This is a genomic window from Amycolatopsis sp. CA-211722 (assembly GCF_056828465.1).
In genome coordinates this window covers 4,306,919-4,330,507 of the sequence record NZ_CP184752.1, presented here as the reverse complement: position 1 = coordinate 4,330,507, position 23,589 = coordinate 4,306,919, and the positions used below count along the sequence as shown (strand labels likewise).

Annotated in this window: 20 protein-coding genes; 9 read left to right on the top strand and 11 right to left on the bottom strand. The window is 69.7% G+C overall.

Annotation, left to right across the window (positions count from 1 at the left end; translation table 11 throughout):
* Nucleotides 1–202: 202 nt before the first annotated feature.
* Complete coding sequence (locus ACOCEP_RS20940; protein WP_482339461.1) at nt 203–1,636, bottom strand: carotenoid oxygenase family protein; 1,434 nt, start codon at nt 1,634–1,636, stop codon at nt 203–205.
* A gap of 72 nt (nt 1,637–1,708) precedes the next feature.
* On the opposite strand from ACOCEP_RS20940, the gene ACOCEP_RS20935 reads away from it, so the two are divergent.
* Together ACOCEP_RS20935 and ACOCEP_RS20930 are read left to right on the top strand one after the other, a co-directional pair.
* Complete coding sequence (locus ACOCEP_RS20935) at nt 1,709–2,407, top strand: TetR/AcrR family transcriptional regulator (protein WP_482339459.1); 699 nt, start codon at nt 1,709–1,711, stop codon at nt 2,405–2,407.
* Nucleotides 2,408–2,504: 97 nt separating this feature from the next.
* The gene (locus ACOCEP_RS20930; protein ID WP_482339457.1) at nt 2,505–3,446 is read left to right on the top strand and encodes an alpha/beta hydrolase-fold protein; all 942 of its coding nucleotides are present in this window, start codon (nt 2,505–2,507) and stop codon (nt 3,444–3,446) included.
* Between the two features lie 2 nt (nt 3,447–3,448).
* Here ACOCEP_RS20930 and ACOCEP_RS20925 read toward each other — a convergent pair whose 3' ends face one another.
* The 6 genes from ACOCEP_RS20925 to tig form a co-directional block, all read right to left on the bottom strand.
* Nucleotides 3,449–4,369 (bottom strand): anti-sigma factor RsbA family regulatory protein, encoded by a 921-nt coding sequence (locus ACOCEP_RS20925; RefSeq protein WP_482339455.1) that lies wholly within the window; start codon nt 4,367–4,369, stop codon nt 3,449–3,451.
* 75 nt (nt 4,370–4,444) lie between these two features.
* Nucleotides 4,445–4,825 (bottom strand): hypothetical protein, encoded by a 381-nt coding sequence (locus tag ACOCEP_RS20920; RefSeq protein ID WP_482339453.1) that lies wholly within the window; start codon nt 4,823–4,825, stop codon nt 4,445–4,447.
* Nucleotides 4,826–4,932: 107 nt separating this feature from the next.
* Nucleotides 4,933–6,228 carry an ATP-dependent Clp protease ATP-binding subunit ClpX gene (gene clpX, locus ACOCEP_RS20915; RefSeq protein WP_034313997.1) on the bottom strand — a complete coding sequence of 432 codons (1,296 nt, stop codon included), beginning with the start codon at nt 6,226–6,228 and terminating at the stop codon, nt 4,933–4,935.
* A gap of 218 nt (nt 6,229–6,446) precedes the next feature.
* Complete coding sequence (locus ACOCEP_RS20910; RefSeq protein ID WP_005158392.1) at nt 6,447–7,118, bottom strand: ATP-dependent Clp protease proteolytic subunit; 672 nt, start codon at nt 7,116–7,118, stop codon at nt 6,447–6,449.
* Nucleotides 7,119–7,145: 27 nt separating this feature from the next.
* Nucleotides 7,146–7,748 carry a ClpP family protease gene (locus ACOCEP_RS20905; protein WP_007034748.1) on the bottom strand — a complete coding sequence of 201 codons (603 nt, stop codon included), beginning with the start codon at nt 7,746–7,748 and terminating at the stop codon, nt 7,146–7,148.
* A gap of 184 nt (nt 7,749–7,932) precedes the next feature.
* On the bottom strand, nt 7,933–9,303 hold the full coding sequence (tig, locus tag ACOCEP_RS20900) for a trigger factor (RefSeq protein WP_125676316.1): 1,371 nt from the start codon (nt 9,301–9,303) through the stop codon (nt 7,933–7,935).
* Between the two features lie 614 nt (nt 9,304–9,917).
* Between tig and ACOCEP_RS20895 the strand changes: the two genes are divergently transcribed.
* The 7 genes from ACOCEP_RS20895 to ACOCEP_RS20865 all read left to right on the top strand — a co-directional run bounded on the left by ACOCEP_RS20895 (nt 9,918) and on the right by ACOCEP_RS20865 (nt 20,563).
* On the top strand, nt 9,918–11,930 hold the full coding sequence (locus ACOCEP_RS20895) for a fatty acid desaturase (RefSeq protein ID WP_482339778.1): 2,013 nt from the start codon (nt 9,918–9,920) through the stop codon (nt 11,928–11,930).
* A 249-nt stretch (nt 11,931–12,179) separates the two neighbouring features.
* Nucleotides 12,180–13,712, top strand: a complete 1,533-nt coding sequence (locus tag ACOCEP_RS20890) for a sensor histidine kinase (protein ID WP_482339450.1) — start codon at nt 12,180–12,182, stop codon at nt 13,710–13,712.
* Between the two features lie 4 nt (nt 13,713–13,716).
* Nucleotides 13,717–15,555, top strand: a complete 1,839-nt coding sequence (locus ACOCEP_RS20885) for a glycosyltransferase family 39 protein (RefSeq protein ID WP_482339448.1) — start codon at nt 13,717–13,719, stop codon at nt 15,553–15,555.
* 73 nt (nt 15,556–15,628) lie between these two features.
* The gene (locus tag ACOCEP_RS20880) at nt 15,629–16,882 is read left to right on the top strand and encodes a bifunctional glycosyltransferase family 2/GtrA family protein (protein ID WP_482339447.1); all 1,254 of its coding nucleotides are present in this window, start codon (nt 15,629–15,631) and stop codon (nt 16,880–16,882) included.
* Between the two features lie 5 nt (nt 16,883–16,887).
* Nucleotides 16,888–18,735 (top strand): glycosyltransferase family 39 protein, encoded by a 1,848-nt coding sequence (locus ACOCEP_RS20875; RefSeq protein ID WP_482339445.1) that lies wholly within the window; start codon nt 16,888–16,890, stop codon nt 18,733–18,735.
* 43 nt (nt 18,736–18,778) lie between these two features.
* Nucleotides 18,779–19,600 (top strand): hypothetical protein, encoded by an 822-nt coding sequence (locus ACOCEP_RS20870; RefSeq protein WP_482339443.1) that lies wholly within the window; start codon nt 18,779–18,781, stop codon nt 19,598–19,600.
* A 264-nt stretch (nt 19,601–19,864) separates the two neighbouring features.
* A complete protein-coding gene (locus tag ACOCEP_RS20865) occupies nt 19,865–20,563 on the top strand; it encodes a PP2C family protein-serine/threonine phosphatase (RefSeq protein ID WP_482339441.1) in 699 nt (232 codons plus the stop codon).
* Between the two features lie 9 nt (nt 20,564–20,572).
* Here the strand turns inward: ACOCEP_RS20865 and ACOCEP_RS20860 are convergent, their stop codons facing one another.
* From ACOCEP_RS20860 to ACOCEP_RS20845, 4 genes are all read right to left on the bottom strand, one after another.
* Nucleotides 20,573–21,037 carry a DUF2127 domain-containing protein gene (locus tag ACOCEP_RS20860; RefSeq protein ID WP_482339439.1) on the bottom strand — a complete coding sequence of 155 codons (465 nt, stop codon included), beginning with the start codon at nt 21,035–21,037 and terminating at the stop codon, nt 20,573–20,575.
* A gap of 43 nt (nt 21,038–21,080) precedes the next feature.
* Nucleotides 21,081–21,485 carry a hypothetical protein gene (locus ACOCEP_RS20855; RefSeq protein WP_482339437.1) on the bottom strand — a complete coding sequence of 135 codons (405 nt, stop codon included), beginning with the start codon at nt 21,483–21,485 and terminating at the stop codon, nt 21,081–21,083.
* 39 nt (nt 21,486–21,524) lie between these two features.
* Nucleotides 21,525–22,982: an amidohydrolase gene (locus ACOCEP_RS20850; RefSeq protein WP_482339435.1), complete on the bottom strand. Its 1,458-nt coding sequence runs from the start codon at nt 22,980–22,982 to the stop codon at nt 21,525–21,527.
* Nucleotides 22,983–23,119: 137 nt separating this feature from the next.
* On the bottom strand, nt 23,120–23,572 hold the full coding sequence (locus ACOCEP_RS20845; protein WP_482339433.1) for a MarR family winged helix-turn-helix transcriptional regulator: 453 nt from the start codon (nt 23,570–23,572) through the stop codon (nt 23,120–23,122).
* Between the last annotated feature and the right edge of the window lie 17 nt (nt 23,573–23,589).

Sequence of the window (23,589 nt, the reverse complement as noted above, 5' to 3'; positions counted from 1 at the left end):
ACTTTCGCAACGTTGAAGGTTGCGAAAGTGGCTTTCGCAACGCCGTCAGAGGCAGCGACCGATCGGACTCGCGTCGCCAGTGGCGATTCGGGCAGATCTCCTCGGCCAGAAACGCCGCCATGTCGCGAAAGCCACTTTCGGGACATCGGATGTCCTGAAAGTGGCTTTCGCGACATGGCGGCGGCGAGCGTCCGGTGACGACCTACTCCGTGCCCACCCAGTTGCCGTGGAAGCCGTTCGGCACCCGGTCCGGCAGGTGCACGGCGCCCACGGTCTCCAGGGTCCCCGCGTCCAAAATGGTCAGGTCGCTCTTCTGCGTCGCGGCGTCGTAGACGAAACCCATCAGCACGCCCTCGTCCTCGCCAGCGTCCACAGAGGACGGCACGAAGACGAACTCCCCCACCTGGCTGCCCGCGCCGAATTCCCGCGAAGCGACCGAACGGTTCCACAGGTCGTGCTTGAGCAGCGACCCCGAGGACGCCGAGCCATCCTTTGTGGACACCGAATAGCCGAAGCGGTGCCGCCGCCCCACAAGCCGCTCGTCGACACGCGGGAACTCCTGCCCTTGGTCGTCGAGGCGTTCCTCGACGACCTTGCCGGCACTCAGGTCGATGGTCCAGCGGTCCAGGGTCGGCGGCCCCTCGGCGGGCCCGAGCAGTTCGGTGTCGAACATCTTCGGGTGCCGGACGACGTCGAGCACGATGTCGTCGCCGTCGTCGTAGGCGTTCATGGGGTGGAAGACGTAGCACGGCTCGATCTCGAACCAGCGGACGTCGCCGTTGCCGCCTTCCCGCGGCATGACCCCGATCCGCGCCGGGTACTTCGGGTTCCAGCGGTACGGCAGGCCGGCGTTGCCCGAGATCCGCTGACGCAGCTTCGCCCCGAAGGGATCCGGCACCTTCACCTTGCCCACCAGCGCCGACATCACCAGCCGCGCGGGCGTGCGCAGGATCGACGGCACGGACGCGGCGACCGCCTGGTCGTTGTCGAAGGCGACCGGCAGGTCGTAGAACACGACGTGCTTCTCGGTCAGGGAGAAGTCGTGCATCATCGGCGAGCCGGTGACCTCGACGTCGACCGTGCGGCGCGCCCGGCCCCGCGCGTCGATCACCGAGTACTGGACCTTGTTGCCCGAGCCGAAGAAGTACGACACGGCGTGCAGCTCACCGGTCTCCGGATCGCGTTTCGGATGGGCGGTGTAGCCGCCCGGAAGCGTGCCGTCGAAGTCGCAGGCGCCGACGGTGTCGAGCTCGTCGGTCAGTTCGAAGCTGGTGGCGCCGCCCTCGATCAGCGCGAGGGTCTTGCCCGCGTGGCCGATCACGTTCGTGTTGGCCCCCAGGGACGCGGCCGCCCCGCCGCTCCAGCTCTCGCCGAGCTCCCCGGCCAGCCGCGGGTTGCGCACCCAGCGGTTGCGGTACCACTCGGCCCGGCCGTCCCGCAGCCGGACGCCGTGCACCATGCCGTCGCCCATGAACCAGTGGTAGGTCGCCGGATCCACTTCGGACAGCGGATTCGGCCCGTTCCGCAGATAACGCCCGTCCAGGTACTCCGGGACGTGCCCGGTGACGCTCAGTTCGGTGATCGTGTGCTCACGGCTGACCGGGGCGAAGTTGCCCTCGAGGAACTTGTTGCCCATCACTGGCCCCCTACCGCTGGAATAACGATGTTATGCAGTCATTTATAACAGGGTTATGGGATACTGGCAAGCATGGCATCGAAACCCTCCGCCGCCGAGGTCAAGGCCAAGCTGATCGAAGCGGCGATCCGGTTGCTCTCGGACGGCGGCCCGGAAGCGCTCCAGGCCCGCAAGCTCGCGGCCGAGATCGGTGCGTCGACCATGGCCGTGTACACCCACTTCGGCGGGATGGGCGCCTTGGTGAACGAGGTCGCCCGCGAAGGTTTCCGGCGGCTGTCGGCGAATCTGGGCGAAGTCGAGGAGACCGATGACCCGGTGGCCGACATCCTCACCCTGGCGCTGGCGTACCGGCGGACCGTGGTGGACAACCCGCAGCTCTACGCGGTGACCTTCGGCCAGAGCCAGCCCAGCGGGCAAAAGGCGGCGCTGGGCGACATGACCAAGGAGGAGACCCGCCAGAACGCCAGCGAAGAGGGCATCGAGGCCTTCGGCTACCTCGTCCGCGCCGCGAAGCGGGTGATCGACGCCGGCCGGTTCCGGCCCACGCCGGAATTCGAGGTCGCCGCCCAGCTCTGGAGCGCCGTGCACGGCTACATCACCCTGGAGGTCGCCGGGCACTTCGGCGACGGCGAGAATGGTGTGGACCACATCCTGATTCCCCTGGCCACCGCCCTCGGCGTCGGTCTCGGCGACACTTACGAGGCGGCGACACGGTCCGCGCGGATCTCGATCGAGGCCTGGCGCGCGAAAGAGGGAAACATCGGCACCTGATCCGGCGATACCCCGGTCACAGGTCGGTGAATCGTGCAACCTTCGAGCGGAAACGCGCGTCTGACCTGGTGGAAGCTCTACGCGGAAACGGGGATCGGTGAACGAGGACGACCAGGGGCACACGACGCTGCCGGGGGTGGACGGCGCACGCCGGTGGCTGAGCCGTCGTTCCGTGCTGATCGCCGGCGCCTCCGGTCTCGGAGTCGCCGGGCTCGCCGCCGGAACGGCCACCGGGGCCCTCCCGTTCAGCGACGCGCTCCAGCGGGCTCTCGGCGTCGCTTCGCCGACGCCGGCCACTCAGCTGGGCAAGCCCCGCGTCGAACGCGTCTGGTCCGAAGCCCGCGGGCGCGAGGTCGATCTGGTGCTCATGCTGCCGACCAAGGCCCCGCCCAAGGGCCTGCCGATGTCGCTGATGCTGCACGGTCTCCACGGCACCGCGCGTCACGCGGCCCCGACCGGGCTGCTCAAGCAGCTCGGCAGCGACGTCGCCCGCAAGGCGGTGCCCCCGTTCGGGTTCGTCGCCGTCGACGGCGGCGACCACTACTGGCACGAGAACCAGCCCGGCGACAACCCGATGGCGATGCTGCTCGAAGAGGTCCCCCGCTGGCTGGCCGCACGCGGCCTCGGCGGCCGGGACGGGCAGCCGTTCGCCGCCACCGGGCTTTCGATGGGCGGCTTCGGCGCGCTGCTGTACACCCGGCGCCGCCTGGAACGGCGCCGTCCGCCCGCCGCGGTCGCGGCGCTCGCGCCCGCGCTGATCACGTCGTGGGCCGAGATGAGCAAGCGGCGCGCGTTCCGCGACGCCGCCGACTGGGGCTCGCTGGATCCGTTGCGCCATATCGGTGTCACCAAGAGCGTGCCGACCGGGATCTGGTGCGGGACCGAAGACCCGTTCATCGGCGGGGTCCGGAAGTTCATCTCCGAAGCGCGGCCCACGGTCGCGCACACCGCGCGCGGCAAGCACGGCGACAGCTTCAACCGCACGGTCGTGCCGAGCCTGATCGCGTTCCTCGGCAAGCACGTCCCGAAGCACGCCTGAATTCAGACGCGGAAGTAGATCCTGGTCACGGTCGAACCCGGTCTGCGGTACTGGCGGACCAGGTCGGCGACCTGGTTCACCAGCACCAGGCCCCGGCCGCCGAGCTGCCCCGGCGAAGCGGGACGGCGGCCGGCCAGCGGATCGCTCAAGGTGCCTTCGTCGACGACCTCGCACAGCACGTGGCCCTCGTCCCGCCAGACCCGCACGACACCGTGCCCCGATCCGTGCAGCACGCTGTTGGCGGACAGTTCCGCCACGGCGAGCACGAGATCCTCCACCCGTTCCCGGGCGAGGCCGCTCTCCTCGGCCCGGGCCTGCGCGAACCGGCGCACCGCGGCGAGCCTGCCGAGGTCGAAGCGGAACGCGTCGGCCGACCGCGGCTCGGGCAACGGCAGGTTGTACTTCTCGACGACGGCGTCGGGCGCGTAGCCCTGGCTCGGGCGAGCCCCGTCGGCACCCGAAAGGGTCGGATGGGTCCGCTCCGCGTCGGCGAGGACGTCGTCGTCGAGCCTGGTCCGGTCGTACGGGCACAGGATGCCGAGGTCGCGATCGCCGAACGCGAAGTTGATCAGCGCCTCGTGCTGCGCGCACGCCGGGTACTCGACGGCCGTCCGGCCCGCCCAGATCGGCTCTCCGATGATCCGGACCGGCCCCGGCCGGTTGTCCGCGAACGCGAGCAGCACACCCGGGAGGATGCGGCCCGGATTCCGGCCCGCTTCGCTCATGTCGATGAGCTCGACATCGGCGGCGGACTCTCCCAAGGCCGCTTCGATCAGGGCCAGGTTCCGGCTCGGCACGGCCACCGCCACCGGCTCGTCGTGCTTCAACCCCTCCAGGATGTACGGAATCGTACCGTCCAGGTACTCCGCGTCACCGGAGTAGAGCAGGCCCACATGCGAGAAGGGACCCGCGGTGACTGTCACGGACTCGTCTTACCCCGTCCAGGAGATTCTGAAACCCTGCTAACGGAGGGAAATCGGAAAAGTGTGCCGGGCCGATCAGCCGAGCCAGCGGCCCGCCATCGAGATCAACCAGAATCCGGCGAGCGTCGCACCGGTGAACAGCCCGGTCCAGACGACGAGCGCCTGGTTCGCCTCCGCGTTTCGCGCCACCTTGACGCGGATGAGCGCGTACGCCGAACCGGCGAAGAACGGCAGCGGGATCAGCGGCAGCGGCGACAACCGGACGACCCCGGCCACCAGGCAGGTCGCCACCAGCACGCCCAGCGCGATCGTCAGCGCGCGCGGGATCCACGGATGCCCGCGGTAGGCCCCGACGACGATGCGTTCGGTGAGTTCGACGAGTCCCCTGACCTCGCGTGGACTCGCGGCTGCCAGCTCGGGAGCCTCGTTCTCGTCCTTCGTGGGAGTCAGCGGCACCCTCGCATCCTATCCCGGTCCGGTCACCGGCCGGACCGGGCCGGAGAAAACCGACGCCCCGGCCGGAAAGGATCCGGCCGGGGCGTCGGCTGCGAAAGTGTGTTTCTCTAGGCGGACTTCTCGCCGCGCTCGCTGCTGCGACGACGCGACGGCTGACGTGCCACGATCGTCGGGTTCACGTTCTCGCGGACGGTCTGCTCGGTGATGACGACCTTCGCGACGTCGTCGCGGCTGGGGATGTCGTACATGACCGGCTGCAGGACCTCTTCCATGATCGCGCGCAGGCCACGGGCGCCGGTGCCGCGGAGCACGGCCTGGTCGGCGATGGCCTCGAGCGCGGTCTTGGTGAACTCCAGCTCGACGTTGTCCATCTCGAAGAGCTTCTTGTACTGCTTCACCAGCGCGTTGCGCGGCGTGGTCAGGATGCTGACCAGCGAGTCCTTGTCGAGATGGGTCACCGTCGCGACGACCGGGAGGCGGCCGATGAACTCCGGGATCAACCCGAACTTGATCAGGTCCTCCGGCATGGTGTCGGAGAAGATGTCGCTCTCGTCGATCTCGGCCTTGGTGCGGATCTCCGCGCCGAAACCGAGGCCGCGCTTGCCGACCCGCTCGTTGATGATCTTCTCCAGCCCGGCGAACGCGCCGGCCACGATGAACAGCACGTTCGTCGTGTCGATCTGGATGAACTCCTGGTGCGGGTGCTTGCGGCCGCCCTGCGGCGGCACCGAGGCGGTGGTGCCCTCGAGGATCTTCAGCAGCGCCTGCTGCACGCCCTCGCCGGACACGTCGCGGGTGATCGACGGGTTCTCCGACTTGCGGGCGATCTTGTCGACCTCGTCGATGTAGATGATGCCCGTCTCGGCGCGCTTGACGTCGTAGTCCGCCGCCTGGATCAGCTTGAGCAGGATGTTCTCGACATCCTCGCCGACATACCCGGCTTCGGTGAGCGCCGTGGCGTCCGCGATCGCGAACGGGACGTTCAGCATCTTCGCCAGGGTCTGGGCGAGGTAGGTCTTGCCGCAGCCCGTCGGCCCGAGCATCAGGATGTTGGACTTCGCCAGCTCGACGGTCTCGTCCTTGGAATCCTTCGGCCCGGACTTGTCGTCGGACTGCACACGCTTGTAGTGGTTGTACACCGCCACGGCCAGCGATCGCTTCGCGTCGTCCTGGCCGATGATGTACTGCTCGAGGAACTCGTGGATCTCGGCGGGTTTGGGCAGCTCGTCGAGCTTGACCTCACCGGCCTCGGCCAGTTCCTCTTCGATGATCTCGTTGCAGAGATCGATGCACTCATCGCAGATGTAGACCCCGGGGCCGGCAATGAGCTTCTTCACCTGCTTCTGGCTCTTGCCGCAGAAAGAACATTTCAGCAGGTCGCCGCCGTCACCGATCCGTGCCATGGCCGTTGACCTCGTCCCCTCCGGCGCGATACGCGCCTGACTGTCTTGCCGCCCCGGTCACGGATGACCTCTCGGAGCCTCACACACTGCCACTGACGGTACCCGCCCGATGCCGTCGGCGGGAGAACCAACGTCACATCTGAGCACGCCAGAAGCTGACCATAGACCAGGGATCCGGTGCGTGTCGTCTCCCGACACGCACCGGTCCCCTCCCACGATCAGCTGCTCGAAGCCTTGCGGTACTCGAGCACCTCGTCGACGATCCCGTACGCCTTGGCCTCGTCGGCCGTCAGGATCTTGTCGCGCTCGATGTCCTTCTTGACCTCGTCGGCGTCCTTGTTCGTGTGCTTCGCCAGGATGACCTCCATCTGGCGCCGCACCCGCTGGATCTCGTTGGCCTGGATCTCCAGGTCCGAGACCTGCCCGTAGGTGCCCTCGGTGGCGGGCTGGTGGATCAGCACGCGCGAGTTCGGCAGGGTGAACCGCTTGCCGGGGGTACCGGCGGCCAGCAGCACCGCGGCGGCCGAAGCGGCCTGGCCGATGCACATCGTGACAATGTCGGGGCGGACGTACTGCATCGTGTCGTAGATCGCCATCAGCGCGGTGAACGAACCACCGGGCGAGTTGATCAGGATCATGATGTCGCGGTCCGGGTCCTCGTGCTCGAGGTGGAGCAGCTGGACCATGACGTCGTTCGCCGACGCGTCGTCGATCTGCACGCCGAGCATGATCTGGCGCTCTTCGTACAGCTTGTTGTACGGGTTCGATTCCTTGATGCCGTAGCTCGTGCGCTCGACGTACGAGGGCAGGACGTACCGCGACTGCGGCAGCTGGAGCCGCGACTGCATCCCGGGCGCCTGCGACCCGTTCGGAAGCTGGAAGTTGCTCATTGAATTCTCCTGTGTGCCGGGCGCGGATCAGCTGTTGGGAAGCGGGTTCTCACGAGTGAGGACCTGGTCCACGAAGCCGTAGTCCTTCGCCTCCTGCGCGGTGAACCAGCGGTCGCGGTCGCCGTCCTTGACGATCTGCTCGACCGTCTGGCCGGTCTGCTCGGCGGTGATCCGGGCCAGCTCCTGCTTCCACTTGCCGAACACCTCGGCCTGGATGGCGATGTCGGAGGCCGTGCCGCCGACCCCCGCCGAGGGCTGGTGCATGAGGATGCGCGCGTGCTGCAGCGCGTACCGCTTGCCGGGCGTGCCGGAGGAGAGCAGGAACTGCCCCATCGACGCGGCCAGGCCCATCGCGTAGGTCGCGACGTCCGGGCGGATCAGCTGCATGGTGTCGTAGATGGCGAAACCCGCGGTGACCGAGCCACCGGGCGAGTTGATGTAGAAGCGGATGTCCGACTCGGAGTCGTCTGCGTCGAGCAGCAACAACTGGGCGGTGATCCGGTTCGCGACCTCGTCGTTGACCTCGGAGCCGAGGACGACGATGCGCTCCTGGAGCAACCGCTCGAAGACCGAGTCGGTGAGGTTGAGCCCCGCGGTTCCGGTCCGCGCCTCGGGCATGTGCTGCGTCACGTCTGCCTGCCTTTTCGCCGACGGCGGCCAGCCGTGCCTCGGCCGCCGCTGTATGTCCAGATGCTGTGTCCAGGTGCTGAGGATCTTGCAACCGACCCTAACGAACTTGGGCGGTGCAGAATGCCTGACACCGCCCAAGTTCGCTTACAGCTTTACGGTCCGTTTCGAGAAGGACCGGTATTCCCTACTCGGCCGCAGTCTTCGCGGGTTCCTCGGTGACCTGCGTCTCCTCGGCTGCGGGGCCGAAGAGCTCTTCGAGGTCGACCGTGGCACCGGAGGCGTCGGTCACGGTGGTCTTGCGGACCACCGAGGCCAGCGCCTTGCCGCGACGGACGTCGGCGTAGATCGCGGTCAGCTGACCGGACTGCTGCGCCCGCTGGACGTACTCGTCCGGGCTGACGCCGAAGCGCTGCGCCTGGTAGATGATCCGTTCGGTGAGCTCGCCGTCGTTGACCGACGTCTGCTCGGCGTCGGCGATGCTGTCCAGCAGCAGCTGCGTGCGGACCGCCTTCTCCGACTCCTCGCGGACCTCGGTGTCGAACTCCTCGATCGTGCGGCCTTCGGCCTCCAGCGCCTTCGCGAACTGCGCCTCGTCGTGGTCGAAGGGGTGGATCGCGTCGTGCTTGCGGTTCTCGATCTCGGCTTCGAGGACCTTCTCCGGGATCGCGACCTCGGTGCGCTCGAGGAGCTCCTCGAGGACCTTGTCACGAGCCTGGACGCCCTGCTGCATCTTCTTGACGCGGCCGAGGCGCTCGCGAAGGTCGGCCTTCAGCTCGTCGATCGTGTCGAACTCGCTCGCCATCTGGGCGAACTCGTCGTCCGCCTCGGGCAGCTCGCGCTGCTTGATGGTCTGCACGGTGACGGTGACGTCGGCGTCCTTGCCGGTGTGCTCGCCGGCGACCAGCTTCGTGGTGAAGGTCTTGGTCTCGCCCGCGTTCGCGCCGATGATCGCCTCGTCGATACCGTCGACGAGCTGGCCGGAGCCGATCTCGTAGGACAGGCCGGTGGTCGAGGCCTCCTCGACCTCCTGGCCGTCGACGGTGGCCGCGAGGTCGATCGAGACGAAGTCGCCGTTCTCGGCCGGGCGGTCGACGCCGGTGAGCGTGCCGAACCGGGCGCGCAGCTCGTCGAGCTGCTCGTCGACCTCGGCGTCGGTCAGCTCGACGTCGTCGACGCTGACCGAGAAGCCTTCGAGGTCGGGCAGCGAGATCTCCGGGCGGATGTCGACTTCGGCGGTGAACTCGAGGACCTCGCGGTCCTCCAGCTTGGTCACCTCGAACTCGGGCTGGCCCAGCGTGCGGACCTCGCCCGCGCGCACGGCTTCCATGTACTTGGCCGGAATGACCTCGTTGACGACCTCGTCGAGCACCGGGGCCCGCCCGATCCGGCTTTCCAGCACGCGAGCCGGCGCCTTGCCCGGACGGAAGCCGGGGATGCGCACCTGCTGGGCGATCTTGCGGTAGGCGCGGTCGAAGTTCGGCTTGAGCTCGTCGAACGGCACCTCGACATTGATCTTGACTCGCGTCGGGCTGAGCTGCTCGACGGTGCTCTTCAACGTATTCTCCTCGAGCGGTAAACGATGTGTTTGAGCATCCGCATGTCGTCGACGGCGGATGTGCCCAGGTCACCTTGCAGACCGGGCCGTCCGAGTCTAGGCCGTGTCCTGTGGGTCTGTTCGACGGGGTTCGTGATCCAGGTGGTTCCTGGCGGCGCGGGCGGATCGGCCTCGTACCGGGTCGTACTCGGCCGCATCCGCCCGTGCCGCCAGGGACCGCCTGGGCGCGAAGACCGCGAACAGCCCCGCAGGGCGCGGCCTGGGCCGTGTCCCTTCCCGGCCCGGCCCCGGGGGCATCAGCCCGCCTCGCCCGCCGGTCACAGGTTTCGAACCACGTCGGACCATCAGGCCCCCGACCACCCGATCGGACCAGTTTTCGGTTCTTCTCTGTTACGAACCGGCCCATTCCTGGACACGGATGCATGCCACGCTTCACCATCGGGCGCTACCGCGAGCCGCTTCGGCGAGCGGATGAAGTTTACAAACCAATACTAATTGTCTACGGTGTGACAGCTTGTCCCGGTAGCATCGACCGAGGGGAACGATCGATGACCGTCGCCGTAACCCGGTCCGAGGACACGGGGGAATCACCCGAGAGAAGACCGAGACGCGGCGTGTCCAACCCGCGGCTCCCGCTGCCGGTGGTCTCGGTGCCGACGGTGTTGTTGTTCGTCGGCGGCGCCATGGTCTGGACGGGCGCCACCTGGCTGGTCGTCACCGACGCCGCGCCGCTCTGGGTGACCATTCCCCTGCACGCGCTCGTCACCTTCACCATGTTCACCGTGCTGCACGAGTCGACGCACCACGCGGCCGGGCAGCTCACCTGGGTCAACGAACTGCTCGGCAGGCTCGCGATGCCGTTCGTGGCGGTCTACGGCTCCTTTCCCCTGGTGCGCTACATCCACCTGGAGCACCATCGCAACACCAACGAGGACGCCCACACCGATCCCGACGCCTGGACCGCGCACGGCCCCTGGTGGCAGCTGCCGCTGCGCTGGCTGACCATCGACTTCTGGTACGCCCGTTTCTACGTGGCCCGGCAGCGCACGCGGCCGCCGTCGGAGCGGGTCGAGACCGCGGCCGCTGTCACGCTGAGCCTCGCCGCGTTCGCCTGGCTGACCGTGAGCGGCCACGGCTGGGAACTGCTGATGGTCTATCTGATCCCGCAGCGCGTCGGGCTGGCCGTGCTGGCCTGGTGGTTCGATTGGCTGCCGCATCACGACCTCGGCGCGCAGCGGCAGAACCGGTTCGGCGCCACGCGCGTCCGCGTCGGGCTCGAATGGCTGATGACGCCGATCATGCTCTGCCAGAACTACCACCTGGTGCACCATCTCCACCCCGCGATCCCGTTCTACCGGTACCTGCGCACGTGGCGGGACAACCGCGACGCGTACCTCGCCAGGGACGTCCCGATCGCGACCCCGTGGGGACGCGAGCTGACGTCGTCGGAGTACCGCGAATGGCGTCAGCTCACCGATTCGTTCGACGAGGAACCGCCGGCGCCCCAGCCCCGGCCGCCCAGCCGGTTCCACTCGCTGCGGGTCGCCGAGGTCCGGCCGCTGTGCGAGGGCGCCGTCACCGTGACGTTCGACGTCCCGGAACGGCTGCGGGAGACCTTCCGGTTCACCCCCGGACAGCACTTGGTCATCCGTGCGGAGGTCGACGGGGAAGAGGTGCGGCGCGCCTACTCGATCTGCTCGACGCCGGATTCCGGCGAGCTGCGGATCGCGATCAAACATCAGCTCGGCGGCGCGTTCTCGACGTTCGCCACCACGGAACTCGAAGCGGGCGACGCACTGGACGTCCTGCCCCCGGCCGGGGAGTTCACGCTGACCCCGGCGCGGAGCCGCGCCGGCCGGTACGTCGCGCTCGCCGCGGGCAGCGGGATCACGCCGATCCTGTCGATCCTGACCGCGACCCTGCGGGACGAACCGAACAGCAAGGCGACCCTGCTCTACATCAACACCTCCGGTGCCAGCACGATGTTCGCCGGCGAACTCGGCGCCCTCGCCGCGCGGCTGGGCGGGCGGCTGCACGTGGTGCACTACCGCACCGACGAACGCGACCCGGATCTGCGCACGCACCGGCTCGAGAGGCCGTTCGACATCGTCGGCGAGGCGCTCGCCATCTCGCACGAGCGCTATCAGCGCGGCCGTCTGGACGGCACCCGTCTCCGCGCGCTGCTGCAGTCGCGGCTGCACCCGGCGAAGGTGGACGAGTGGTTCCTGTGCGGCCCGCGCGACCTCGTCGACATGGCCCGCCGGACCCTCGCGGACCGGGACGTCCCCGAGGAGAACGTCCACTTCGAACTGTTCCAGGGCGCGCTGCCGGTCCGCCCCTCGCGGCGGCCGGGCCCGGCCCTGACGGTGACCGCGGGCGGGAAGACCGCCGAGATCCCCGCGACGGTGGGCGAAACCGTGCTCAGCGCCGCGCTCCGGCACGGTGTCGACGCGCCGTACGCGTGCGTCGGCGGGGCGTGCGGCACCTGCCGGGCGACGGTGGTGCGGGGCAGCGCGCGGATGGACGTGCACTACGCGCTCGGGGACGAGGAGGTCGCGGCGGGTCGGATCCTGACCTGCCGGGCGGTGGCCACCTCCCCCGAACTGGCCGTGGACTACGACCGCTGACCCCGGCCGCCATCGCGTAACTCACGTGCTTGGAGACGTAACTCGCGTGCTTGAACCCGTAACTCGCGTGCTTGAACCCGTAACTCGATGATCGGCCTCTGATCACGCGAGATACGTCTCCAAGCACGCGAGATACGTCTCTGATCACGCGAGATACGGCTCTGAGCACGCGAGTGCGGCATAGCGGCACACAGCGGGCTCACAGGCGGGACACAACGCGCGCATACGACCGCGGCGCACGCTCGGGTCATGGCACCCGGTCCGGTCCCGACCACCGGCCCGCGCCGGTGGACCCGGCCCGGGCGGCTTTCCCTGCGCGCCAAGCTGACCGCCTCGATGGTGCTGCTGCTCACCTTCGTCTGCCTGGTGATCGGTGTCGCCAGTGAGATCGCGTTGCGCTCGTTCCTCACCCGCCAGATCGACGACCAGCTCTCCGCCGCGTCGGCCCGCGCCCACGACTTCGCGAGCCGGCCGCCGGAGGACGGTCCAGGCCCCAATCCGCTCAACGCGCCCGGCCAGGCCTCCGGGACACTCAGCGTGCGCGTGTCCGGCGACCGCGTGCTCTACGCCGGAGTCCTCACCGTGCAAGGACTTCCCCAAGGATTGTCGGCCGAGCAGGAGGCCGGGCTGTTCTCGATCCCGGCGGACCGGCCGCCGATGACGCTGATGATCGGCGGGCTGGGCGACTACCGCGTGCAAGCCGTCTCGATCCCGGGCGGCGTGGTCGTCACCGGGCTTCCGCTCGGGCCGATGCAGGACACCCTGACCACCGTCCGGTGGATCCTGTCCGGAGTCGCGGCGGCGGGCGTCACCGGCGCCGGGTTCCTCGGCGCGTTCGCGGTCCGGCGCACGCTGCGGCCGCTCGACCGGGTCGCGGCGACAGCGGGCCGGGTGTCGGCCATGCGGCTCGACCGCGGCCAGGTCGCGCTTTCCGTGCGGGTGCCCGAGATCGACACCGATCCGCGGACCGAGGTCGGCCAGGTCGGTTCGGCACTGAACCTCATGCTCGGGCATATCGCGCGAGCGCTGGAAGCCCGGCAAGCCAGCGAGACCCGGGTCCGCCGGTTCGTCGCCGACGCGAGCCACGAGCTTCGCACCCCGCTCGCGGCGATCCGCGGTTACGCCGAACTCGCGGGCCGCGGCAGCGCGCTGGCGCCGCCGGAGGTCGCCCGCTCGATGGCCCGGATCCAGTCCGAGGCCGCGCGGATGACGACCCTGGTCGAGGATCTCTTGCTCCTGGCGAGACTCGACGCGGGACGCCCGCTCGAAGCGAGTGAGGTCGACCTGGCCCGGCTGGCGGCGGACGCGGTCGGCGACGCGCACGTCGCGGGCCCGGAGCACCGCTGGGAACTGCGGCTGCCGCCGGTTCCCGTGCTCGTCCGCGGTGACGTCCAGCGCCTGCACCAGGTCCTGGCGAACCTGCTGTCCAACGCTCGCACGCACACCCCGCCGGGGACCACGGTGGTCACCGCGCTGACCCGTTCGCACAGCGGCGCCGCGGTGCTCACCGTCACCGACGACGGTCCCGGTATCGCTCCCGAACTCCTGCCGAGCGTGTTCGAACGGTTCGCCCGCGGCGACTCCTCCCGGTCCCGGACGGCGGGCGGGACCGGGCTCGGGATGGCGATCGCGTCGGCCATCGTCGTGGCCCACCACGGCTCGATCGAGGTGCACAGCCGTCCTGGGCACACCGAGTTCGCCGTCCATCTCCCGGTGATCGGATCCTCACAGCGGGTGCACAGCTTCGGCACAACCACACCCCAGGTCCGCCCCCGACGCTGAGCCCATGACCCTCCTCGCCTCCCGCGACGAAGCCGATCGAACCGCCCGGGAAGAACCGGCCGATCCACGCTGGGTCCGGCCGTCGGTGGCCGCGCTGCTGCTCGCGACCGCCGCCCTGTATCTCTGGAACCTCGGGGAATCCGGCTGGGCCAACGCTTTCTACTCAGCGGCCGCGCAGGCCGGGTCGCTGAGCTGGAAGGCGTTGTTCTTCGGTTCCAGCGACGCCGCGAACGCGATCACGGTCGACAAGACACCGGCCGCGTTGTGGGTGATGAGCCTTTCCGCTCGCTTGTTCGGCGTCGATTCCTGGAGTGTGCTGGTCCCGCAGGCGTTGATGGGCGTCGGATCGGTGGCGTTCCTGTTCGCCGCGGTGCGGCGGACTTCCGGTCCGGCCGCGGGTCTTCTCGCCGGCACCGTCCTCGCGCTCACCCCGGCCGCCGCGCTGATGTTCCGCTTCAACAATCCCGACGCGCTGCTCGTCCTGCTCCTGACCGCGGGCGCCTACTGCGTCGTCCGCGCACTGGAGAACGCGAGCCCACGCTGGCTGGCCTTGGCCGGGGCGGCCGTGGGATTCGGCTTCCTCGCCAAGATGCTGCAGGCGTTCCTGGTGCTGCCCGCGTTCGGGCTCGCCTACCTGATCGCCGCGCCGACGTCGATGGGCCGCCGTCTGCTGCACCTGCTCGGCGCCTTGACCGCGACGCTCCTCTCGGCCGGTTGGTATCTCGCCGTCGTCGCGCTGTGGCCCGCCGCCGACCGGCCGTACATCGGCGGATCGCAGGAGAACAGCTTGTGGGAACTGGCTTTCGGCTACAACGGCCTCGGTCGCATCACCGGCGACGAGGTCGGCAGTGTCGGCGGCAGCCCCAACGGCGGCTGGGGCGGCACGGGCTGGGACCGGTTGTTCGGCAACGAGATGGCGGGCGGGATCGCGTGGCTGCTTCCGGCCGCCGTCGTCGCGCTGGCCGCCGGGCTGTGGTTCACCCGCCGTGCCCCGCGCACCGATCGCGAACGCGCGGCGCTGATCGTCTGGGGCGGTTGGTTCCTGGTGACCGCCGTGGTGTTCAGCTACATGGGCGGGATCATCCACGCCTACTACACGATCGCGCTCGCCCCGGCCATCGCCGCGCTCATCGGGATCGCAGGCGTCCGGTTGTGGCGCGCCCGAGGGAATCCGGCCGCCGCGGGCACCTTGGGCGCGGCGGTCGGCTTGACCGCGTTGACGGCGTATCTCCTGCTGTCGCGGCGATCCGGCTGGCTTCCCGGTCTGTCGATCACGATCCTCGTGGCCGGTCTCCTGTGCGCGTTCCTGGTGTTCTTCGCCTCACGACTACCCGACGGGGCGAGGCGTCTGCTCGCGGCCGGCACGCTGGTCACCGTTCTCGCGGGCACCGGCGCGTACACCGTCGCGACGGCCGCCACCCCGCATTCCGGCGCGCTTCCCTCCGCCGGGCCGGATACGGGCCGGGGTACGCGGATGGGCGGCGGCGGGCTGCTCGGGACGAGCCTGCCGGGAGACGAGCTCGCCGCCCTGATCCGGCGGGACAGCGCGAACCACACTTGGGCGGCGGCGACCGTGGGCTCCAACAACGCGGCGGGCTATCAGCTCGGCAGCGGGGCCCCGGTGATGGCCGTCGGCGGTTTCAACGGCACGGACCCGGCTCCCACCCTGGAGCAGTTCCAGGAGTACGTCCGAAATGGACGGATCCACTACTTCCTCGGCGAAGGCATGATGATGCGCGGCGAGACCGGCAGCGACGCCGCCGAACGGATCGCCGCCTGGGTGGCGGACACCTACCCACCGACCACTGTGGACGGTGTCACCGTCTACGACCTGAGCCGGTGAATCCGTGACAGGACACAGCGACAGCACAGCTCGGGCACAAGGCGACCTCAGCGCGACGACCGAGATTGACACCATGACAACCGCGATCCTCTCCGGCGCCGACTCCGGGCGCCGCCCCGCAATCGCCCCGGACGACTCCCCCGTGCTCGACGTCGTCATCCCCGTCTACAACGAGGAAACCGACCTCGAACCGTGCGTCCGACGGCTGCGCGCGCACCTCGTGGAGCAGTTCCCGTACCCGTTCCGGATCACCGTCGCCGACAACGCCAGCACCGACGGCACCCTGCGGGTCGCCGAACGGCTGAGCCGCGAATTCGACGACGTCGAAGTCCGCCACCTCGACGAAAAGGGCCGCGGCCGCGCACTGCGCTCGGTCTGGTCCACTTCGGACGCTCCAGTGCTCGCGTACATGGACGTCGACCTCTCGACCGATCTGGCCGCGCTCGGACCGCTCGTCGCGCCGCTGCTGTCCGGTCACTCCGACCTCGCCATCGGCAGCAGGCTCGCCCGCGGCGCGCGGGTGGTGCGCGGACCGAAGCGGGAGTTCATTTCCCGCTGCTACAACCTGATCCTGCGCGGCACGCTGGCGGCGAAGTTCAGCGACGCGCAATGCGGCTTCAAGGCCATCCGCGCCGACGTCGCCGAGCGGCTGCTCCCCCACATCCAGGACACCGGCTGGTTCTTCGACACCGAACTGCTCGTCCTGGCACAGAAGGCCGGGCTGCGGATCCACGAGGTCCCGGTCGACTGGGTGGACGACCCGGATTCGTCGGTGAACATCATCGCCACCGCGACCGCCGATCTCAAAGGGATCGCGCGGCTCGCCAAGGCGACGCTGACCGGTCGGATCCCGATCAGCGGCTTGCGCGAACAACTCGGCCGCGCGCCGATCCGAGTACAGGCACCAGGAGTGGCGCCGAGCCTGGTGCGGCAGCTGGTGCGGTTCGCCGCCGTCGGCGTCGCCAGCACCGTCGCCTACCTCGTGCTGTTCCTGCTGCTGCGGACGTTCACCGGCGCGCAGGCGGCGAACCTCGTCGCGCTGCTGGTGACCGCGATCGGCAACACCGCGCTCAACCGGCGCCTGACCTTCGGCATCCGCGGCCGGGAAGGCGCCGGGCTGCACCAGTTCCAGGGGCTGATCGTGTTCGGCCTCGGGCTCGCGCTCACCAGTGGCGCGCTGGCGCTGCTGCACACGATGACGGCACCTGGCCTGCCGCTCGAGATCACCGCGCTCGTGCTCGCGAACCTCGCCGCCACCGTCCTGCGCTTCCTGCTGCTGCGCGGCTGGGTGTTCCGCCGCCGCCCCGCCACCGAGATGGAGAGCTGACCCCTATGACCACCGCACTCGCTTCCCGGGTCGACTCCGGCCGCGCCGGGGAAAACGCGACCAAACCACCCGGCCGGTGGGTCCGGCCCGCCGTCTTCGGGCTGCTCGCCGCCACCGCGCTGCTGTATTTCTGGAACCTGACCGCCTCCGGCTACGGCAACTCGTTCTACGCCGCGGCGGTGCAGTCCGGTACGCAGGACTGGAAGGCGTGGCTGTTCGGCTCGCTCGACGCCGGAAACGTGCTCACCGTCGACAAACCGCCGGCGGCGCTCTGGGTGACGACGGCGTTCGCCCGGCTCTTCGGCTTCTCCAGTTTCACCGTGCTGGCCCCGCAGGCGCTGATGGGAGTCGCCTCGGTCGGCTTGCTGTACCTGACGGTGAAGCGGACCTCCGGCCCCGTCGCCGGCCTGTTCGCCGGGGCGGCGTTCGCCGTCACGCCGGTCGCCGCGCTCATGTTCAGGTTCAACAACCCCGACGCGTTCCTGACGCTGCTGCTGATCGCCGGCGGGTACTGCACGATCCGCGCGATCGAAAAGGCGAGCCCGCGCTGGCTGGCGCTGGCCGGGGTCGCCATCGGGTTCGGCTTCCTGACCAAGATGCTGCAGGCGTTCCTGGTGCTGCCCGCGTTCGGCCTCGCGTACCTGGTCGCGGCACCGACGTCGCTGGGCAAACGGCTGCTCCACTTGCTGGGAGCTTTGAGCGCGACCGTTCTGTCGGCGGGCTGGTTCGTCGCGCTGGTCGATCTGTGGCCGACCGATTCGCGGCCGTACATCGGCGGCTCGGACGGCGACAGCCTCCTCGAACTGGCCTTGGGCTACAACGGGCTCGGCCGGATCTTCGGCAGGGGCGGCGGCGTGATGGCCGGCCCCGGCGGCTCTGTCGGTTCGGGCGGCGGGAATGTCGGCTTCGGCGGAGAGAGCGGCCTGACCCGGATGTTCGGCGCGAGCTTCGGCGGCGAGGTGTCGTGGCTGCTGCCCGCGGCGCTGATCGGGCTGGTCGCCGGGTTGTGGTTCACGCGCCGGGCGGCCGGGACCGACCGGACGAGGGCCGCGCTGATCGTGTGGGGCGCCTGGATGCTCGTCACCGCGCTGGTGTTCAGCTTCATGAGCGGCATCGTCCACCCGTACTACGCCGTCGCGCTGGCGCCGTCGATCGCCGCCGTGGTGGCGATCTCCGGCACCTCGTTGTGGCGCGGCCGGGCGCATCTCACGCCGCGGGTGTTCCTGTCACTGATGATCGCGGCCAGCGCCGTCTGGGCGTACATCCTCTTGGACCGCGACGCGGACTGGCTGCCCGCGTTGCGCTGGATCATCGCCGGCCTCGGCCTGGTGACCGCGACCGTCGTGCTGGTGGGTGTCCCGCCGACGCGCAAACTCGTCGCCGTGGTCGCGACGGCCGCCGTCCTGACCGCCGGGCTGGGCACCACCGCGTACGGCGTCGCGACCGCTTCGCAGGCGCACTCCGGTTCCATCCCGATCTCCGGCCCGTCGACCGGCGGCGAACGGGGAACGGGCATGGGAATGGAGGAAGGTTCGTCCGCGGAGATCGGGGCGGTGCTCGCGGCGACCACGACGAAATGGGCCGCCGCGACGACGAGTTCGCAAGCGGCGGCGAACCTGGAACTCGCGAGCGGGAAGCCGGTGATCGGCATCGGCGGCTGGAGCGGCGGGGATCCCGCCCCGACACTGGCGGAATTCCAGCGGTACGTGGCGAACGGCGAAATCACCTACTACGTCGAAGGCGGCCGCGGCGGCGGCCCCGGCGGCGGCTCGAACGAGATCTCCGAATGGGTCGCCGAAAACTTCGGCGCCACCACTGTCGGCGAGCAGACGGTGTACAACCTCCTCTCCTGAAAACCCGTCGACAAGTGCGGGGCGCACGGGAATCCTGGACGGCGTGAATCGGCCGTACCGCTGGGATCTCGTGCGCCCCGACCAGCTCGGGACGCTACTGGAACGCGCCGGAAAACCGACGCTGTGGTTTCTGGAAGAGCTGATCGAATGCGCCGCGAAGGTGATCGCCCGCGCCGGTGACGCGGATCTGTATTTCGTCGGGCGCTCCGCGGACAGCGTGTACGACCTGCTGAGCGGAACCCCTTGGCGGGAACGGATCCATCAGCTTCCGCTGTCGTTCGCAGGGATCCACGCCGGGCTGTCGGAGTCCGATGTGGACACTCTTCGCGGCTATCTCGCTTCGGCAGGGCTGAGCCCGCGCGAACTGGCCCGCGGACGGCCGAAGGTGTTCGTCGACCTCGTCTACACAGGACAGACGTTCACCGAGCTCTACGGATTCCTGCGGCGCTGGATCGACGACGAACGCGAGGCCTGGAGCATCATCCGAGGACGGCTCCGGTTCCTCGGGATCACCATCCGCGAGGACACAAGCCCGTCGGCCTTTCGCTGGCAGCAGCAGTTCGGCTGGCCGGTCGAACTGCCCGCGAACGGCGTCCGGAACATCTCGCTCGCCGAGCCGGTCTGGCTCTATTTCGGCAACACTCAGGCCAAGCTCACGGCGTCGTTCCCGCGCCCGCGCTGGTCGGACGAGAACGGCCGCGCGCCGGAGCATTCCGAACCGCGGTTGCGGGGGCTGGCCGAGGCGGTGGAAATCGTCGAGGCGGGTCGCTCGAAGGCGGGGCGGGACCTGCTCGTGCGGCATCTGCGGAAGGAACCGGCGATGGCGGAGAGCTGGCTGCGGACGCTGATCACCCGCCTGCGCTGACCCCTCCCCGTGACTCGCGTGCTCGAAGGCGTAACTCGCGTGATCGAAGGCGTAACTCGCGTGCTCGAAGGCGTAACTCGCGTGATCGGAGGCGTAACTCGGGTGTTGCGCCTCCGATCACGCGAGTTACGCCTTTAATCACGCGAGTTACGCCTCCGGTCACGAGAGCGAACCGACAGGCGCATGACACCGAACCCTCAGGTCGCCCACAGGATCAAGGCGCACCCTGGAAGCAGGGAATCACCCAGGGGTGAGGAGAAGACCATGAGGGAGCTTCCGCACTGGCACACGGCGAGCGCGCAGGGGCCGCGCGAGCACAACGCGGACGCCGTCGCGGCGTACGCGGCCCCGGGCGGCCGGGGGATCGCGTTCGCGCTGGCCGATGGAGTCGGAGATCACCCGAACGCGGCACACGCGGCGCGGACGGCGGCCTCGGCGGCGGCCAGGACCCCGGTCGATCAGGGCGCGATCGGCGCCGTTCTCGCTGCTCAGCGGGCCGTGCTCGCGCTCGGCGACGCCGGTGACTGCGTCCTCGTCGTCGCCGTGCGGACCGACGAGGGGTATGGCATCGCGTGGGTCGGGGACGCACGGGCGTACGCTTGGGACGGTTACACCGTGCGGCAGGTGACGAAGGACCATACGCTCGCGCAGTACTTCCGCGACCACGGACAACCCGTGACACCGCGGATGGAACACGTCGTCACCACCAGCGTCCGCACGGCCGGTGCGCACGAGATCGGCACGGCCACCGTCACGACCGGCGGGCTCGTGCTCACCAGCGACGGTGTGCACAAGACGCTCAGCGGGCCGACCATGCTCGACATCCTCGGGATGCCGGACAGGGCGGCCACCGAGCTGGTGCGGACGGCGATTTCGCTCGGTGGCTCCGACAACGCCACCGTGCTCGTGGTGGATCCGCCCGGCGCGGACGTCACCACGGAGAAGTTTCGCGTCGCGGCCTGAACCGGGCGGTCAGGCCGCGACGCGATCCCGTTTGAGCTGCCGGTACTCGCGCAGGACCAGCACGACGATCACCACGTCGAGGGCGGCGAAGAACGGAAGCGCGAGTGACTGCGTGTGGATCGCGCGGAAGATCTCGTAGACCACGAACGCCGAGAGCACCACGGCGGCGACGGGGTACGCCCGTATCACCTTCTTCGCCAGCGCCCAGACCAGGCCGAGTTTGATAAGCCCGTGCGCCAGGAGGTACACGACGGCGAACGTCCGGCCCTCGGCGAAGTGGCCGGCGGCCAGTTCGAGGTGCCTGGCGAGCGTCCCTTCGTGGTCGCCGAGCAGGTCGCGGGTGACCACGGTGTGCGCGAAACCGGAGACGACCGTCGCCGGCACGATCATCAGGACGAGCCCGCCCACCAGCTGCAACGCGCCGTCGAGCCCCTTCAGGGTGATGGCGATCCGGAAGAGCTTCTCGGTGCTCATGTCACCTGACCCTGCCGCACCTCGCCGCCGCGCGCAGCCGCCGTCACCGGAACAGGCGGTCCCGGCAGGTCGGGCACCGCTCGTGCCGCGCCGTCCGGCCGGAGCGGTCCCTGCCGTAGAAGGGGAAGCACGGCGCGCCGCAGACGGCGAGGTAGATCCGCCCGCAGCGCAGCGGCCGCTCGCCGACGTGGTGGGCCACGAGCAGCGCCCGGTGGCGCTCGCCCGCCTCGGGCAGCCAGCCGTCGTCCGGCAGCTTCGCGAGTACGTCGGCGTCGACGTCATCCGAACGGGCGAGCAGTGCCGTGCCGAGGTCGGTGAGCCGTTCCCCGAGATCACGGAGGACGTCGGCACGTGGCACGTCGTCCTCGACCATCCGGGTGACGACGCCGATGTCGGTGCTCAAGGAGCCATGGAGGTCGCGGAGCCGGTCGAGCAGACGGTGATCCATGCCCTTCCATTGAGGTCGTGCGCCACCGCAAGTAAAGACTCAGGACGTGTAGGTGACCCGGCCGTCCATCACCGTCGCGGTGATCGGGATGTCGCGCAGGCCCGCCGGCGACAGCCTCGCCGGATCCACCGCGGTGACGACCAGATCCGCGACGTCCCCGACGGCCACCGACGTCCGGCCACCGGACGACGCGGCGAGCGCGGCCTCCAGCGGCATGGCCTGCTCGGGATGCCACGGCGGGCGGTCGTCGTCGGTGCGGCTGACCGCCGACGCGATCGCGTCCCACGGGTCCAGCGGCGCGACCGGCGCGTCCGAACCGAACTCCAGCGCCACCCCGGAGCGGTACAAGGCGCCGTACGGGAAGGCCCGGTCGGTCCAGCCGTGCCAGTGCCGGTCGGCGACGTCGCGGTCGTCCGGCTGGTGGGCGGGCTGCACACTCGCCACGACACCCAGCTCGGCGAACCGCGCGACGTCCTCGGCGCACAGCAGTTGCGCGTGCTCGATACGGCCCGCGCAGCCGACGTTCGCGAAGGCGTCCAGCGCGATCTTGTTGGCGTGGTCGCCGATCGCGTGCACCGCCGGCGCAAGGCCGTGTTCGGCCGCCTTGCGCATCAACGGTTCCAGCTCCTCGGGCGGCAGTTCGAGCAGCCCGTGGGTCTCGGTTCCGGCGTAGTGGCCCACGCAGTACGCGGTGCGCGTGTTCAGCGAGCCGTCGACGAACAGCTTGAACGGGCCGACCGTGAGCAGCCCGCCGCTGTCCGCCAGGACGTCCCCGGAACGGTGGCCGCGTTCGATGGCGGTGTCGAGCAGATACTTCGCGATCACGCAGGAAACCCGGACCGGCAGGGGTTTCCGCGCCTGCCGCCGCCGCCAGTCGGTGACCGTGTCGGCGTATTCGTAGTCGGCGATCCGGGTGACGCCGCGGGCGGCCGCCGCGTCGAGGGCGTCGGCGACCCAGCCGTCGATGACGTCGTCGGGGGCGATCGGGAGTTCGGCCGTCGCGCTCATGCAGTCGTTCTCCAGCAGCACCCCGGTCGGATGCTCGCGGCCGACGAGCTTCAGCGCGGCGGGGCTGAGCCACAACGTGTGGAGGTCGGCGCTGAACAGCGCGACCGGGTGCCCGGGCAGCGCCTTCTGCAACAGATCCTTGTGCGGCGCGTCGGGCCAGAGTCCGTCGCGGAACCCGGCGCCGAGCACGAGTTCGCCGGGCGGCGCCGGATGAGCCAGCAGATGGGCGAGCACGAGCTCGACCGTGTGGGCGGCGGAAGTCGCCTCCCCCAACGGGATCCGGCGGCGCGCGGCCGACCACTGGGCGGTGTGCACGTGCGCGTCGACCAGGCCGGGCAGCAAGGTGCCGCCGTGCCCGTCGAGGATCTCCGACGCCTCACCCGCCTGCCCCGGGCCCGCGATGGCCGCTATCCGGCCGCCCTCGATCCGCACGTCCGACAGGGAACCCGCCAGGCCGACCCGGACCCGGCGCAACAGAAGATCGTCCACGCCCTCACCTTGCCAGCCGACCCGCGTTTCGTCCTCTGAATGCGGTCCTTGCACACGCCCCCGACCGCGTTTCGTCCTCTAGTTGCGGTGGTTCGCGATGCCAACTACCGCAACTAGAGGACGAAACGCGGGGGTGGTCAGGAGCGGGCGAAGGTGAGCTTTCCGAGCGCGGCGACCAAAGGCGCGAGTTCGGGGAGCTCTTCGGCGGCGGCCAGGGCGTCGGTGAGGACGGCGTCGTGCGTCGGCCGGGCGGCCGCGAGCAGCTCCTGCCCCGACGGCGTGACCTCCGTGTAGATCCCCCGCCGGTCGTCCGGGCACAAGTACCGCTGCAACAGCCCCCGGTCTTCCAGCCGCGACACCAGCCGGGTCGTCGCCGACTGGCTGAGCACGACGGCGTTCGACAGCTGGTTCATCCGCAGGTGGAAACCGTCCTGCCGGGCGAGCACGTCCAGCACGGTGTACTCGCTGACGGACAGCGAGTGCTGCTGCGCCAGCGCGCGCTCCAGCGCGTCCTCGATTCGCGCGTGCAGTGCGGCCAGGGTCCGCCAGCCCTGCGCGCGTGCCTCCACGGCGTCGTCGGCCAGTGACACGGTTCACCTCTTCCCCG